This is a genomic window from Erwinia sp. PPS120, assembly GCF_047918655.1.
Lineage (GTDB): Bacteria > Pseudomonadota > Gammaproteobacteria > Enterobacterales > Enterobacteriaceae > Erwinia > Erwinia tasmaniensis_A.
Genome location: NZ_JBLREF010000021.1, coordinates 1 through 14,919, shown reverse-complemented (window position 1 = coordinate 14,919; position 14,919 = coordinate 1). Strand labels below are relative to the sequence as shown.

Annotated in this window: 16 protein-coding genes and 1 tRNA gene; 7 read left to right on the top strand and 10 right to left on the bottom strand. The window is 53.3% G+C overall.

Features of this window, described 5'->3' with window-relative positions; genetic code table 11:
• Positions 1-22: 22 nt before the first annotated feature.
• Positions 23-1,780 carry an AAA family ATPase gene (locus tag ACLRGG_RS12835; protein WP_416250133.1) on the bottom strand — a complete coding sequence of 586 codons (1,758 nt, stop codon included), beginning with the start codon at positions 1,778-1,780 and terminating at the stop codon, positions 23-25.
• Positions 1,781-1,964: 184 nt separating this feature from the next.
• On the opposite strand from ACLRGG_RS12835, the gene matP reads away from it, so the two are divergent.
• Complete coding sequence (gene matP / locus ACLRGG_RS12830; protein WP_416250132.1) at positions 1,965-2,420, top strand: macrodomain Ter protein MatP; 456 nt, start codon at positions 1,965-1,967, stop codon at positions 2,418-2,420.
• 229 nt (positions 2,421-2,649) lie between these two features.
• On the opposite strand, the gene ompA is transcribed toward matP, so the two are convergent.
• Together ompA and sulA are read right to left on the bottom strand one after the other, a co-directional pair.
• Positions 2,650-3,720, bottom strand: coding sequence for a porin OmpA (ompA, locus tag ACLRGG_RS12825; protein WP_067702950.1), 1,071 nt, complete (start codon positions 3,718-3,720; stop codon positions 2,650-2,652).
• Positions 3,721-4,068: 348 nt separating this feature from the next.
• A complete protein-coding gene (gene sulA / locus ACLRGG_RS12820) occupies positions 4,069-4,584 on the bottom strand; it encodes an SOS-induced cell division inhibitor SulA (protein ID WP_416250241.1) in 516 nt (171 codons plus the stop codon).
• A 215-nt stretch (positions 4,585-4,799) separates the two neighbouring features.
• On the opposite strand from sulA, the gene ACLRGG_RS12815 reads away from it, so the two are divergent.
• The gene (locus ACLRGG_RS12815) at positions 4,800-5,408 is read left to right on the top strand and encodes a TfoX/Sxy family DNA transformation protein (protein WP_416250131.1); all 609 of its coding nucleotides are present in this window, start codon (positions 4,800-4,802) and stop codon (positions 5,406-5,408) included.
• Positions 5,409-5,422: 14 nt separating this feature from the next.
• Here ACLRGG_RS12815 and yccS read toward each other — a convergent pair whose 3' ends face one another.
• Positions 5,423-7,567, bottom strand: a complete 2,145-nt coding sequence (gene yccS / locus ACLRGG_RS12810; protein WP_416250130.1) for a YccS family putative transporter — start codon at positions 7,565-7,567, stop codon at positions 5,423-5,425.
• 2 nt (positions 7,568-7,569) lie between these two features.
• Positions 7,570-8,016 (bottom strand): YccF domain-containing protein, encoded by a 447-nt coding sequence (locus ACLRGG_RS12805; RefSeq protein ID WP_416250129.1) that lies wholly within the window; start codon positions 8,014-8,016, stop codon positions 7,570-7,572.
• Positions 8,017-8,149: 133 nt separating this feature from the next.
• Here ACLRGG_RS12805 and helD point away from each other — a divergent pair, with 133 nt between their 5' ends.
• Positions 8,150-10,204, top strand: coding sequence for a DNA helicase IV (helD, locus tag ACLRGG_RS12800; RefSeq protein ID WP_416250128.1), 2,055 nt, complete (start codon positions 8,150-8,152; stop codon positions 10,202-10,204).
• A 34-nt stretch (positions 10,205-10,238) separates the two neighbouring features.
• Here the strand turns inward: helD and ACLRGG_RS12795 are convergent, their stop codons facing one another.
• Positions 10,239-10,697: a methylglyoxal synthase gene (locus ACLRGG_RS12795; protein WP_416250127.1), complete on the bottom strand. Its 459-nt coding sequence runs from the start codon at positions 10,695-10,697 to the stop codon at positions 10,239-10,241.
• A gap of 79 nt (positions 10,698-10,776) precedes the next feature.
• A complete protein-coding gene (locus ACLRGG_RS12790) occupies positions 10,777-11,421 on the bottom strand; it encodes a YccT family protein (protein WP_416250126.1) in 645 nt (214 codons plus the stop codon).
• A 188-nt stretch (positions 11,422-11,609) separates the two neighbouring features.
• Here ACLRGG_RS12790 and ACLRGG_RS12785 point away from each other — a divergent pair, with 188 nt between their 5' ends.
• Entirely contained in the window at positions 11,610-12,026 is a 417-nt protein-coding gene (locus tag ACLRGG_RS12785; protein ID WP_416250125.1) for a CoA-binding protein, read from the top strand.
• Between the two features lie 108 nt (positions 12,027-12,134).
• On the opposite strand, the gene hspQ is transcribed toward ACLRGG_RS12785, so the two are convergent.
• Positions 12,135-12,452 carry a heat shock protein HspQ gene (gene hspQ, locus ACLRGG_RS12780; protein WP_416250124.1) on the bottom strand — a complete coding sequence of 106 codons (318 nt, stop codon included), beginning with the start codon at positions 12,450-12,452 and terminating at the stop codon, positions 12,135-12,137.
• A 60-nt stretch (positions 12,453-12,512) separates the two neighbouring features.
• Positions 12,513-13,703 (bottom strand): 23S rRNA (cytosine(1962)-C(5))-methyltransferase RlmI, encoded by a 1,191-nt coding sequence (rlmI, locus tag ACLRGG_RS12775; protein WP_416250123.1) that lies wholly within the window; start codon positions 13,701-13,703, stop codon positions 12,513-12,515.
• Positions 13,704-13,789: 86 nt separating this feature from the next.
• On the opposite strand from rlmI, the gene yccX reads away from it, so the two are divergent.
• On the top strand, positions 13,790-14,068 hold the full coding sequence (gene yccX / locus ACLRGG_RS12770; RefSeq protein WP_416250122.1) for an acylphosphatase: 279 nt from the start codon (positions 13,790-13,792) through the stop codon (positions 14,066-14,068).
• A gap of 56 nt (positions 14,069-14,124) precedes the next feature.
• Here yccX and ACLRGG_RS12765 read toward each other — a convergent pair whose 3' ends face one another.
• A complete protein-coding gene (locus tag ACLRGG_RS12765; RefSeq protein WP_416250121.1) occupies positions 14,125-14,451 on the bottom strand; it encodes a TusE/DsrC/DsvC family sulfur relay protein in 327 nt (108 codons plus the stop codon).
• A gap of 216 nt (positions 14,452-14,667) precedes the next feature.
• Between ACLRGG_RS12765 and ACLRGG_RS12760 the strand changes: the two genes are divergently transcribed.
• Together ACLRGG_RS12760 and ACLRGG_RS12755 are read left to right on the top strand one after the other, a co-directional pair.
• Positions 14,668-14,811: a hypothetical protein gene (locus ACLRGG_RS12760; protein ID WP_416250120.1), complete on the top strand. Its 144-nt coding sequence runs from the start codon at positions 14,668-14,670 to the stop codon at positions 14,809-14,811.
• Between the two features lie 13 nt (positions 14,812-14,824).
• A tRNA-Ser gene (locus tag ACLRGG_RS12755) sits at positions 14,825-14,912 on the top strand.
• Positions 14,913-14,919 lie beyond the last annotated feature (7 nt).

Sequence of the window (14,919 nt, the reverse complement as noted above, 5' to 3'; positions counted from 1 at the left end):
GGTGTACGCTGAACAAGCCTAATCAGTTCTGGTTAAACCAGTTCAGCCAGCGCAGAGGCCACGGGCGATGATGACGCAGCTCCTGCTGGTTAATTTGCGCAATGCGCTCCTGTATGGTCCGTAACAGGCAGGGACCTTCTTCCTTATCCCATTCTGTACCAGTGAGCAGCGGCAGGGCTTCATCTACGCTGCCCACTGCCCAGATATGAAATTTTTCTTCCCGTACTGCATCCACCACTTCCTGCTGCAGGGAGAGATGGCGCACGTTAGCGGCGGGGATAATCACTCCCTGCCTGCCGTTAAGGTCACGCTGATTACAGATATGGAAGAAGCCTTCAATCTTTTCATTCAACCCGCCGACCGGCTGTACGCGACCAAACTGATCAACCGAACCGGTCACGGCAATTTGCTGAGTCAGCGGCTGGCTGGAGAGTGCGCTGATCAATGCGCAGAGTTCAGCCAGGGAGGCGCTATCGCCGTCAACTTCCGAGTAGGACTGTTCAAATACGACTGACGCTGAGAAGGGCAACTGCTGTTCCAGCTCCAGCTCTGCAATCAACCACGCCTGCATGATCATCATGCCCTTCGCATGAATATTGCCACCCAGTTCGGCTTTGCGCTCCACGTCGGTAAATTCGCCGTCGCCAACATGAACCACACAGCTGATGCGCGACGGTTCGCCGAAGGCGCGCGGATGGCCTGGAAACTCAATCACCGACAGGGCGTTGATCTGCCCAATCATTTCGCCTTCCGTCTCTATGAGTATCTGATCGAGAAGAATTTCATCCCGCACGCGCTCGGGCAGAAAGCCTTCACGCCACTCGCGCATTTCAAGGGCATTAAGGATATTTTCTCCGCTCAGGCTGTTATCATCGCTGTACATCGCCGCTTCGTGTAGCTGACGTGAAATCCAGGCGGGACAGAGCGGTAGCGTATCCTGGTCTCCGGTGTAGCGCACGGCCTCACGAATCATTACCGGCCAAAAGTCTTCTTTGATGGGCCCGTAACCATGACTGATGGCGATGTCATTAAACCACCTCAGCCAGAGGGTGAACTCCCCCGCATCCACAATTTGAATATTATCTTCAAATTCGCCATAAAGAGAGAGAGCGGCCAGTTCGGGTTCCATTTCCTGGAACTCAGCCAGTACATCGCGGTCGCCGGTAAGAACCAGACGGAACTGCATCGGCATTGAAGGGATTGCGGCGGGCAAAGGGCGGGTTTCATCGGGAGAATGCCAGTCGAACTGCCCGGTGGCCATAATCTTTTTCAATCGCAGCCAGAGTAGCGGCTGAGCCAGCAGCGCACGTAATGAGAGAATCAGCGTGCCGCCGTTAGCCTTATGCACCAGACCGGGTTCAGGAAGAAGGGTAGTCTGCTGTAAACGAACGCAGCCGAAAAGCTGTTCGGCTTCAATCCAGTCTGCCCGATGAATCCCCCCCGTGCTGGCGAAATTATCCTCTGGCGCGACGGCTGGCTGCCAGCTAACGGACATCCCTTCAACCTGATAACGACCACCGTAGAGCGACTCGTCGTCCTCTTCAGCAAGGCGGGTAAGCTCTTCCTCAATGAGTATTTGATATTCAATATTTTCTGGCGTCTTGATTAACATCAGCGGGAATGTCGCTGGCGTTTGCAGAAGCAGGCTCAGACCGTTAAACAGGCGCGCTTGCACCAGAGCAAAACAGCTGCCGTCGGCTTCAAAAGCCTGCGTAAAAAGGGGCTGGACGCTTTCGATATCGGGCTGTAAAGCACGCCATTCTAATCTGTTATTGGTCAAAGTTATCGTATTTTTCTAAAATGAGTAAAAGCGGCATTATACAAGATTTCAGCCTGTTAAGCACCGGGGACATGTGTTTCACATCATGTTCAGATCGCAATAAAGATAACATCCTTGTTTTGTGTGCGGCTGCACGTTAAAAACTGTTATTCTTAACCCGTTATGAAGTCAGCATGAGATTCCGATGAAATATCAGCAACTGGAAAATCTTGAAAGCGGTTGGAAATGGAAATACCTGGTAAAAAAACACCGGGAGGGTGAGGCCATTACGCGCTATCTGGAATATAGCGCGGCGCAGGTTGCTGTCGACGAACTTCTGGCTATGGAAAACAGACCGGTTGATGTGCTTATCTGGATAAGCAGGCATATCAATCCTGCGCTCGAAAACAGAATGAAGCAGACCATACGCGCACGCCGCAAGCGCCATTTTAATGCGGAGCATCAACACACCCGTAAAAAGTCGATCGATCTGGAATATCTGGTCTGGCAGCGGCTGGCGGGTCTGGCCCAGCGGAGGAGCAGCACGCTCTCTGAAACCATCGTGCAGCTGATTGAGGATGCGGAGCGAAAAGAGCAGTACGCTAACCAGATGTCATCTCTCAAACAGGATCTTAAGGCCATCCTGGGTAAGCCAGATTAAACGCCAGCACCAGCGCGTTCATTGAGTGGTCAGGGTCACTTCTTTCATGCAGCAGAGAAAGCGGTCTAAACAGACGAGGCAGGCAAACCAGGCAAAGGGGTTAATGCTGGGAATGTTGTTAAGCGGTAGTCGACTTTAAGCAGGAATGACGGGTGAAGGAAGAGCGGCTCAACAAAGAGCTATAAAAGAAAACCCCGCCGGAGCGGGGTTTTTTTATCAAAGGAGGAACTTAGCTCTGTGGCTGAGTTACAACGTCTTTGATACCTTTAACTTCGATTTCTACGCGACGGTCCGGAGACAGGCAGTCGATCAGAGCCTTACGGCCTTTCACGCTGTCACAGGTGTTGCCGGTAACTGGGTTAGATTCGCCCATACCGCGTGCAGAAATCTTGTTAGATGGGATGCCTTTAGAAACGAGGTAGTCAACGACGGACTGAGCACGTTTCTCAGACAGTTTCTGGTTGTACTGCTCAGAACCGATGCGGTCTGTGAAGCCCAGAACAACGACTGAACCGTCTTTAGGATCCAGTGAGCTCAGCTGGGTGTACAGCTGATCCAGAGCCTGCTGACCTTCTGGCTTCAGAGTTGCCTTGTTGAAGGTGAACAGAACGTCAGACTTCATGGTGAAACGCTTGGTTTCAACAACTGGAGCCGGAGCAGGTGCTGGAGCCGGAGCCGGAGCAGCATCATCCTGACCAAAACGGTAAGATACACCAACGCTCAGCATAGCGTTATCAGGACGGGTACCAACGGTACCTGCATCACCGATGTTGTTAACCCACTGGTAGTCCAGACGGGTTGCCCAATTTTTGGTCAGTGCGTATTCAACACCAACAGCTGCCAGCGGAGAAACGCCGGTGTCGTGGTCGCTGATACGATTGCCAGTCAGGGTATTCTGCTGAGTAGAGTCTGCACGCCATACCATACCACCCAGACGTGTATAAACGTCCAGATCGTCAGCGATTGGGTAGCTCAGTTTAGCAGCCAGCTGAATGCCCTGTGCTTTGAATGCGCCGTTTACGTTGTTGCCTTTGTGAGGCATACGACCCAGCCAGTCATAACCCAGTTCGAAGCCCAGGTACTGATTAGCCTGATAACCACCGAATGCACCAGCGCCAAGCTGGCTCTCGTGAGTTGGGCCGTCGTTGTTGGAATAACCGTTACCGTAGTAACCAGTGTCGTGATACTGAGACCAGCCCAGTTTAGCACCGGTGTACCAGGTGTTATCTTTCGGGGCGGCCTGCGCTACGGTAGCGAAGCCAGCCAGTGCCACTGCAATTGCGATAGCTGTCTTTTTCATTTTTGCGCCTCGTTATCATCCAAATAGGCAATGAGCTTTCATTAGCTCTTTGATTAAATCCTTCGCCGGGTTATGAAGCTCGATTGTGACTCATCCAAAAAATGGTGGTTATTGAGCACCCTGGCGACGTAAAGTCTACAACGTACCAGCAAAGTTACAAGTATGATGTGAGCGACAACAGCAAAAAAAGTTCCTTCCACACATAAATTTTCACATTTGTGGACAGGTTTCATCCTAAAAGAAGAGATATTAAGAGGCACTAAACCATTGTCGCGCCGCGTCAGCCCATTATCGGCCGCTGTTCGCGGGGTTATTGAAAAATAATCATGAGAAAATTCTTATTTTTACTTAATGATACAAAGTAGAGTGAATTTTTAGCCCATTGCACGGTCTGGAGATAGCGATTTTTGCCCGATCGGGCCGCATGATCAATCCCAGAGCGTGTCCTGCAGAAGCCGCATGCTGAAGTCTGAGGCGATCTTCCAGCGTAATTTCACCGGGCAACCAGCCTAAAACCACACTGTAATTGCCGGTTTGCAGTGCTTTAATCATCGCTTCAACGGTAGTTATAGCGCCTGACTGACTCACCTGCATGACTTTATCCAACGGTAAACCTGATTGCAGCAGCCAGCTGCGGCTCAATTTTTGCTGTGGTGTTAGCCATAGCTGCCAGCGCGATTGCGTACCAAGCTGCTGCAGTAGAGGCAGTAACAGCATTTGCGTCATGCCTGGCTGATTCTCACTGTAGGTAAGTTCGCTGATCAGGCCCGTTGTGCCCTCTGTATGAGGTGTGTCACCGGCAGAGGCTGGAGTCGTATTAAACGCAGCGGTGCGAGCGCGTGGCTTCAGAGAATGAGTATACATAATGGCTTCGCCCTCAGGGTTACTGTATGAATATACAGTATAGGCAGGGTGAATAAAGATCAACCTTATTTTTTGAAAATGCCTCGCAAAAAAGAAATGCAAATGTCTTTTCAGGCAATTATTCATTGAACCCTTAACGCCCATTGCATACTTTCTACAGCGCAGCAAAGAATGAAGTTTTTGCGTAAGGACGGCTTAGGCACAAGGAGAGAGAAATGCATGATTCAAAAGTAAAAATTGAGCAGGCCAAGCGTGACCTGGCGGCATTAGGAGATATCCACAGTCGCAGCCAATTTGGCGGTTACAGCCTGTCAGTGGGGAAAGTGGTTTTTGCGCTCATCGCGGAGGGGGAACTTTACCTGCGTGCCTGTGAACAGGCCAAACCCTATCTGGTTGAGCGCCAGATGGAACCTCTCTGTTTTAACAAAAGAGGAATACCGGTGACGCTGGATTATTATCGCGTGGATCCGGCGCTCTGGTGCCAGCAGGAGCAGCTGATCGCTTTGTCCAAACTTTGCCTGCAAGGGGCACGTAAGCATCGGGAAGGGGTTTTACAGAACCGAAGACTTAAGGATCTGCCTAATCTGAGCCTACGTATTGAACTCGAACTAAGAAGAGTGGGGATCTGCAGCGTACAAATGTTAAAGGAGCAGGGGGCGAAGGAGAGCTGGTTAAAGCTCCGGGCCGGTAATAAGAATCTTAGCATTAACGTTCTTTTTGCGCTGCAGGGCGCCATTCTGGGGCGCCATCATCAGGCACTGCCTGATGACATTAAAGAAGAACTGCGTCAGTGGCACCGGATGACGCTCCGGTGCTCGCAATGAAGGGGGTAATTCCCTTAAATCCTGTTAATGAGGACCTGCTTTTTCAGCAGCGCTATTTCGGGTAGGAGCGCAATAAGTAAGCCGACCTGTTGCAGAATGAGGGGCTCTTTCGTTTCCGGTTCGGCTTCCATCGTTTCAATTCGTTCAGAAAGGCGCGCCAGTGCGTCTGTGGCTTTTATCTCATCAACGCTTTCAACCTGTAGCACGTCGTCAACATAGCAGACAGCATCCTCCAGTAACCTGAGCATCTGTTGATGCTGAATTTTTTCCCGGTGAGCCCCCAGCGCCGAGATGTAGCTGAGAAAGGAGTGATTCAGACACATCAGGCGGAAGGCCGCTTCCCGCAGGGGGATATCCGCATTTTTCTCGGCAGAAATCGCCGACACGACGGATGCCAGCTCGGCGTCGCTGTTATGCGCATCACGGCGCGCAATGCGATAAGCAAGACGATTATCTTTACCCTGGTGATATTGCACCAGAATGGCATCAAGATAGCGGCAGTTGGCGCTTACCGCCTGTTCTGCGACGGCGGAAAGCCGCCTGAAGCGCCAGTCAGGCCAGATAAAGGCAACGGCCAGCCAGGCGAGCGCGCAGCCGAGCAATGTATCAATAATTCTTGGCAGAGCGACTTCAAATCCCTCCCCCAGTAGATTAAAGCAAAACAGCACCAGTAAGGTAATAAACATAGTTGCATGGGCATACTGAGACTGACGGAAAGCGAAAAACAGTACGCCGCTCAACACGATAAGGGTCAGTTGCCCCTCAACAGAAGGCACCAGCCACAGCAGCGGCAGGCCGATAATGATACCGATAACCGTGCCCGCAATACGCAGTGCCAGCCGTCTCCTGGTGGCATTGTAGTTAGGCTGGCAAACAAACAGACTGGTTAGCAGTATCCAGTAGCCATGCTGAAGCCCGGTCAGCTGAATAAAGGTATAGCCTGCGCACAGCAGAAGTGACATGCGTACGGCGTGTCTGAATAAAGGCGATTCAGGGGAAAGGTGGCGACTTAGTCGCAGCCTGATATCGGCCCAGCCCGTCAGTCCTTCACTGGAAAGCGTGCTGTCGTGGTTTTGCGTGCCTGCATCCTGCAGCTGCTCGGATTCAATTGTGGCAAGTTGTGCATCGACGGCCCGCAAATTGTTCAGCAGATAGTGCATGGCTTTCACTTCGCTACTGGCGGGCTGTGTGCGCTTTATCCGATCCAGCGCGGCCTGAAGATGAACAAACACCCGCTCAAACCGGCTATCGTGCTGGTAGGTTTCCCGCATCAAAATGCAGGTGGCTAACTGGCGGCAGGCGCCGGCCTGCATGGATAGCAGGCGCTGAAAGCGGAAAAGAATATCGCTGTAGCGATATTCCTGGCGCAGCGCGTGATACTGGACGTGCGAGGAGCTGGCGCGTTCATGGATATCCTGAGCCACAAAATAGTAATGTAGCGTCCGGCGCGTCCCACGCTGGCCCCGGTCACCCCGCAGACGGGACTGTATTGATATTTTTGCCTGATTCAGTGTGGCAACCAGCTGACTGTTTGCCATTGCCACCTCAATCAAAGTATCGCTGTCGCCCTCTTCGGCATCAGGATCGAACAGGCCTGCCTTAGCATCAAGATAGAGTGCTAAACCCTCATAGCATCGGGCCATATTTTCCTGTAGCGGACGGATTGGGAAAATGACGTGGCCGGTAAGGGTTAACAGGTTGTACCAGGCAGCGCCCACCAGCAAAAGCACGGGCTGGAGATACCACTGTGGGAACAAACCGATCCCTAACAGGGTATAGATAGCAATCAGTAAGGCACCAAAAGCAATGGTGGCGTAGCGCTGACCAAGCGCTCCCAGCAAAATAAACCCCCAGGTTGACACCGCCAGACCCGCGGTAAACAGCCAGGGCAGGGGGGAGAGAAGTTCGACTGAAACCGACGCCACGCAAAAACAGACCAGGGTGATCAGCAGGTTTCGTAACCTGCCGCTCAGGCGATCGTCCAGGTCGGCCAGCGCAGCGGCGACCACGCCAAGCGTTAGCGGAATGGTCCAGGTAATTTGATTTAACCACCAGGGTAAGCCGGTGGTCCCAGCAAGGGCGATAAATATCCGCAGGTTATAAAGCAGTGCGCTATTGTAAGCATAGCGCCGAAGGCCGCGCGTAAGCGTGATTTGCATGGTCAGTTAAAACGACGGCGGGCGATGGCTTCACGGGCTGCCTGAGCCACTTCAACCGGCACCACACGGCGGCCCACTGGCCACAGTGCGATAGCGGCAATCTTAAAGTTGGCAATACCCAGAGGAATGCCAATAAGGGTGATGCACTGAGCAATGCCGGTCAAAACATGCATCACGCATAACCACCAGCCGAAAAGAATAAACCACAGCACATTTAGCAGCGTCCCGCCCGAGTTCAGCACTGCGCTTTTCCGGTCAGGGTACAGCTCGTCAACGTGTACCGCTTCGTTGCCGAAAGGTACCAGTGAAAGCCGGGTAATTTCCCAACAGGAGCGGGTCAGCGGCAGAGTGACGATAAAAACCACGCTCAATACCGTGGCCAGCAGCCAGCTGAGCGTGGTGAGAAAGCCACCTAAAACAAAGTTCAGAATGTTTAAAACAGTACGCATGGGGACAATCCTTAGGGTGAACACAAATCGCATAGCATAATAGGTTGATTATACCGTTTTTTAACTCTGGAGCGGTACACCCCCGCCGGGTAAACTACCGCCTGGAGAATTCAACAGTAGCCAGGGTCTCGTCATGGAACTGAAAGCAACGTCGCTGGGTAAACATCTGGCGCAACATCCCTACAATCGGGTGCGGCTGCTGCACGCCGGCGTCGAGGTCAGTGGCGAAAAGCATGAGTACCTTATTCCGTTTAATCAACTGCTAGCCATCAAATGCAAGCGAGGTCTGGTCTGGGGTGAACTTGAATTCTCCCTGCCGGATGACAAAGTGGTGCGGCTGCATGGCACCGAATGGCAGGAAACCCAGCGCTTTTACCATCATCTCAGCCACGCATGGCAGCTCTGGAGCGAAGAGATGAGCCGGGTCGCCGCTGACGTACTGACCAGCCTCGTCGAAAAACTTCACACCCTTGAACAGCAGGACAAATGGCTGAAACGCAGTGATGTCGCTGACTGGCGCAGCGTCATTACAGAAGCCTTTACCGCTTTACCGCTGCCCGTTACGCGATTAAACGAGTTTGATAACTGCCGGGAAGCGGCCCTGTTTTGTTTGCACTGGCTGGAAAGCGGCGATGCACTGCGCCAGCAGCGTAATGCCAGCTGGACAGAAAAAATGCTGGAGCAGTATGCTGACTTTTTCAACAGTGTCGAAACCTCGCCGCTTAATGCTTCTCAGGCTAGGGCAGTGGTCAACGGCGAGGATTCACTGCTGGTACTGGCGGGAGCTGGCAGCGGCAAAACCTCGGTGCTGGTCGCGCGCGCGGGATGGCTGTTAATGCGGCGGCAGGCTGCGCCAGAGCAAATCCTGCTGCTGGCCTTTGGTCATCAGGCTGCTTGTGAGATGAACGATCGTATCCGCGCGCGACTGGACACGGAGGGCATAGAGGCCCGAACTTTTCATTCCCTGGCTCTGAATATCATCAGCCAGGGAAGTAAAAAATCGCCGACGATAAGCAGGCTTGAGACCGACAGTGCCGAGCGGCAAAAGCTACTGCTTGCGGTTTGGCGTCAGCAGTGCAGCGAGAAAAAAGCGCACGCGAACGGCTGGAGGCAGTGGCTACAGGATGAACTGGCGTGGTCGCCTGGCGAAGGGGAGTTCTGGCAGGATGATCGACTGGCTAAAAAGCTGGCGAGCCGGCTGGAACGCTGGCTGGGCTTAATGCGTATGCACGGTGGGGCGCAGGCAGAGATGATTGCATTCGCACCGGAGGCGATACGTGATGTTTTCTCCAAACGGGTAAAACTTATGGCCCCCCTTGTTAAGGCCTGGAAAAGCGCGCTGAAAGAGGAGGGCGCGGTGGACTTCTCTGGCCTGATCCACCTGGCGGTGAATATTCTGAATAAAGGCCGTTTCATCAGCCCCTGGAAGCATATTCTGGTTGATGAGTTTCAGGATATCTCGCCGCAGCGTGCCGCGCTGCTGGCCGCACTGAGAAGGCAAAACAAACAGACCTCGCTCTATGCCGTTGGCGATGACTGGCAGGCAATATATCGGTTTTGCGGGGCAGAAATGACGCTAACCACTGCATTTCATCACCATTTTGGCGAAGGCGATCGCTGCTTTCTTGATACGACCTATCGTTTTAACGAACGCATCGGAGATGTTGCAAACCGCTTTATTCAGCGTAATCCTCATCAGCTAAAAAAACCGCTGAACAGCCTGAGTAAGGGGGGCAAACGCGCCGTTTCACTGCTGCCGGAAGGACAGCTGGAGGCATTGCTGGACAAAATGAGCGGCTACGCTGCGCCGGATGAGCGGATTTTGATCCTTGCCCGCTACCATTACCTGCGTCCACCGCTGCTGGATAAGGCGAAAACCCGCTGGCCGAGGCTGAAGATAGATTTCACCAGCATTCATGCCAGTAAAGGGCAGCAGGCAGACTATGTGATTTTACTGGGCCTGCAGGCGGGCAATGAGGGCTTTCCTGCTGAGGCAAGAGAATCGGTGATCGAACAGGTGTTGCTACCGCAGCCAGAGGCATTTCCCGATGCCGAAGAGCGGCGACTGGCCTACGTTGCCCTTACCCGTGCGAAGCAGCAGGCGTGGCTGCTGTATGAAAAAGATAATCCGTCGGTTTTTGTGGAGGAGTTCAGACAGCTTGGCGTGGCGGTGTTACGCAAGCCATAATGGCTGCAGCGGGGTAATAGCCGCTGCAACAGGGTCAGGTCAGGCGCTCCTGCAGGTAGCGCTGGTAGTCGGGGATGCTAATCTCGACCGGCCGGGTAAAAAGTGGCGAATGGATGATGAAATCAGCCGTCGCGCGATTCGTCGCGACCGGAATATTCCATACGGTTGCCAGGCGCAGTAATGCTTTGACATCCGGATCGTGGGGTACGGCGTTTAACGGATCCCAGAAGAAAAAAAGCACGTCGATTTTCAGTTCCGCAATCAGTGCGCCAACCTGTTGATCGCCGCCCATTGGCCCGCTAAGCATGGCCGTTACCGGCAGTCCGGTCGCACGCTGCACCAGGTTACCCGTGGTGCCGGTGGCGTACAGCGCGTGGGCGCTGAGTATCGCTTTATGGATACCGACCCACTCCATCAGCGACGTTTTACAGTGGTCATGCGCAACCAGGGCAATATGTTTTTTTTCCTGAATAGTACGAGTGGTTTGTTCCATGCCGGTTTCCTGATATCACAACTTAAGGTGAGGGAGATAACCCTTTACCTGCCGATTTTAAGCGGCAGGGTAGCATACATCAACTGGTACGCAGTGCCTGCATAAGGACCATAAATCGCTGGCGCGTAGCGGAGTCGACCTGCTGATACCAGAGATAAAGAAGCCGCCCACCGGGATGTTGACTGCTGGCGAGATCGTCCGGGCTGCCGTTTGCCGCTGCGCCAGGCTTCGGCTGGCGGGCAAAACGTGCTACCGACGCGACATTCCCTTTCAGATTGTAGATAACCATGGCCTGTTCAAAATCAATACTGCCTGCGGTGTTCAGGCGGTCACGCTGACTCTCAATCAGTGTCCCTTTTTCATCGACCAGCTGAAAATCTGCATTTTTGTTAAAAGCCTTCCTTAACGAGGGGCTGGTCAGGGAGGGGAGCTGGATAGCAACCGAACGGGCATGTACCGTGGTAAAAGTCACAATCATTGGGGCTGAGAGCCAAATCTCATTCTGCTGTGGCCCTTTTTGCAGATTTTTTTCGACTCGAAACAAAAACTGATGCTGACCACGTTCAAGCTCAAGGCCTTCGGCACCTTTTAATAACGAACCCGATATTTTGTGACCATCCAGAACCAACAGATCGATATCAGGCGAAAGCTTCAGGGTAGTGGCCTGCGTGCTTATCGCAACCAGCATCGCCAGTAGCCCTGTCAGGGACAGACGCAGCTTCATTCTTTCTCCAGCAGGCGGAAATGCGAGTACAGTGAATGTATCAAAGTCTTTCATTATGGCACAGTGTTAACATTTTTACATACTCTAAGTGCGGTTCAGGCGAGAGAACACGCAATAAACCGGCCCGGTCATTAACGGAGTACGGAGAAGGGCATAAAATAAGAGGGGACAAAAAAGAGGAGGGCGCTATGCAGGATAAAATGATCGCAGAAATTTTAGGCAGTACGCAGCATATTGCGCTGGTGGGTGCGAGTGATAAACCCGCGCGAGCCAGCTATACGGTAATGGCTTACCTGCTCTCACAGGGTTATAAGGTCACGCCGGTCAGTCCGAAGCTTGCAGGGAAGGATCTGCTTGGCCAGAAGGCTTATGCAAAACTCGAGGATATTCCTGAACCGGTAGATATGGTTGACGTTTTCCGCAATTCGGAAGCCGCTTACGGTGTGGCTCAGGAGGCCATTGCCATCGGGGCGAAATCGCTCTGGCTTCAGCTTGGGGTAATCAATGAACAAGCCGCGGTACTGGCAGAGAGTGCCGGGCTGAAAGTGGTGATGGACCGCTGTCCCAAAATTGAAATACCGCGCCTCGGCCTGCAAAAAGCGTAACAGGAGATCCGCGTCCGTCTGGAAAAAGCAAAGCCCGCAGCGCGGGCTTTGGATAGCGGCAGAAAACCTGTGTCGGCATCAGACCTGATGCCTGTTTCAGCCCGACAATTAATTTCTCAGGCGCGGCGCCTGGAGCTGCTGGCGTATAGAGGCAGCCAGCTCGTCCATGGAGGGCTGTTCGGGGTGTTCGCCGGGCAGTTCCCATGAGAGCTGCGCTTCAGCAAGATAGGTGTGTACCGTTTCCCCCTCTGCGTTTTCCATGACGACATGGTACCAGGGCGCACGACGTAGCGAGCCGCTGGTGGTGGTATCATCTAACGCCTGATCCTCCAGAGAGTATTCGGGGTCGACATCAACTATCACGCCTAAAAAACCATGCAGCTGATGCCGCACCTGCTGACCAAGTCCAAATTTGCTGGCAATCATCGTAACCTCCTGAGAAAAATGCCCTGTCAATAACATGGGGACAGCGGGCATGTTTTCAAGTCACAGCACGTGGCAGGCAAAACCTTTCAGATACATTCCTTCCGGGTAGCTGGCGATCACCGGATGGTCGGCGGCCTGACGGAACTGTTCGATAAACTGAACGTCACGTTGCGCATCGAGCGCGGCATCGGCAATGATTTTCTGAAATAACTCGGTCGGCATCAGTCCCGAGCAGGAGAAAGTGAGCAACATACCGCCCGGATTCAACAGCTGCATGGCCAGCATATTAATATCTTTATAGCCCCGGCAGGCTCCCGCTAACTGATTTTTGTTCTCAACGAATTTCGGGGGGTCCATTACGACAAGATCAAATTTTTCTCCCTCATCGCGATAGCGTCTGAGCAGCTTAAAAACATCGTCACGCAGGAATTCGGCTTTTGATACGTCAAGGCCGTTGAGTTCGATGTTCTGACGGGCCACGTCCAGCGCACCCTGAGAGGTATCGACGCTAATGACCTGCTTACAGCCTCCCAGTAGCGCTGAAACAGCGAAACCGCCGGTGTAGGAGAAGCAGTTCAGCACGCGACGATCTTTTGCGTAGCTACGCGTCGCGAGGCGGCTGTCGCGCTGATCGAGATAGTAGCCCGTTTTATGGCCGGTCTGAATATCAACCAGCAGCTTCATACCGTGTTCGGTGATCGGCAGCAGGTCGGGAGGCGTGTCGCCCAGCACCGTGCCCTGCGTAAGAGGCAGGCCCTCTTTTTTACGCACGCTGACGTCGGAACGATCGTAGACAGCACAGCTGGGGTAGCAGATTTGTAACGCGGAAATCAGGGCAGCGCGCTGGTATTCAGCCCCGGCTGAAAGCAGCTGAAGCACCAGGAAATGGCCAAAACGATCGATGGTGACACCCGGTAAACCATCTGACTCGCCCGCAATCAGGCGATAGCTGTCCAGATTGTCACGCGCGGCCAGCCAGTTACGCAGCTGCTGAGCGGCCTTAAGGCGACGGACAAAGAAGTCGACGTCAATAGTTTCATCCTGCTGCCAGCTCCATACGCGGGCGCGGATTTGTGACGAGGGCGACCAGGCTGCACGGGCCAGCCATTTCCCCTGGCTGTCACAGACATCAATGGTTTCGCCCGATTGGGCTTTCCCCTCCATTTTGGCTATCGCGCCGGAAAAAACCCAGGGATGACGACGGAGCAGTGACTTTTCACGCCCTTTGGCAAGAATTAAACGAACACTCATATTTGCTATGCTTACAGTCAGAAAAACAGCGTTTATTGTCCGGTGCCAGCCGGAAAAATGCAATCTGCGTCTTTACGGGAGGGAATATGGCGATAGTGTGTACACGAGCCTGGGTTCATGGCCTGGTACAGGGGGTGGGATTCCGATACAGCACCCAGCTTGAAGCGAAGGCGCTTGGCCTGAAAGGATACGCAAAGAATCTGGATGACGGCAGCGTTGAGGTGGTTGCATGGGGGGAAGAGGAACGGGTTGAGGCGTTGTTGACCTGGTTGAGAGCCGGGGGCCCACGCAGCGCACGCGTGGATAAGGTCCTTGCTGAACCCTGCCCGCCGGGCGACGAGCCCGGCGGGTTTACGACAAATTAATGATTACGCGTATGCGGCCGCATCACTTAATCACCGCACGTCTGCGGGCGCAGGGTTCAGAGGCATCTGGCGGGTTTTGGCAGGCCCGCTATTTTAGTGGCCTGCTTTGCCGGGCCCTGAGGGAAAAGACGGAAGAGATAACGGCTGTTGCCCTTTTCTTCACCGTACTCCTTCGCCATCGCTTTTACCAACATACGGACGGCAGGGGAGGTGTTGAACTCCAGATAGAAGCTGCGCACCAGCCGGATAACATCCCAGTGGGCCTCAGTGAGTACAATCGCCTCCTCAGCGGCAAGCAGGGGCGCTAAGGCTTCATGCCAGTCACTCGTCGATTTCAGATATCCCTGCGCATCGCGCTCAATTTCTTTACCCTCAAAAAACACCCTGTGACCTCTCTGTGGTTGATCGGCGGTCAGTGTAACAAATTTTCCGGGTAAAAAATAAAACCCAGGGCGGGAACTCATCGTGTTTAGCTTCGCTGTCTGATGTCTGATGTCTGATGTCTGATGTCTGATGTCTGATGTCTGATGTCTGATGTCTGATGTCTGATGTCTGGAACAGGGCTGCAATCTGGCCGCCGTGTCGGAGTCAGGGCTAAAGTGGGAAAAGCGAACCAGCCTGCACAATTAGGTGCTGATTTAGCGCGCACCCTGGTGGTTTTAACGGCAAATAAAAATCAATTGCCTGTTTTTAAAGCAACTGAATTAAAACCTGCTTTACATCGTCGGGGCGGATGTTTATAGTGCGCCTCATTGCGGAGGGGTGGCCGAGTGGCTGAAGGCACCGGTCTTGAAAACCGGCGACGGGAAACCGTTCGAGAGTTCGAATCTCTCCTCCTCCGCCATCAAATT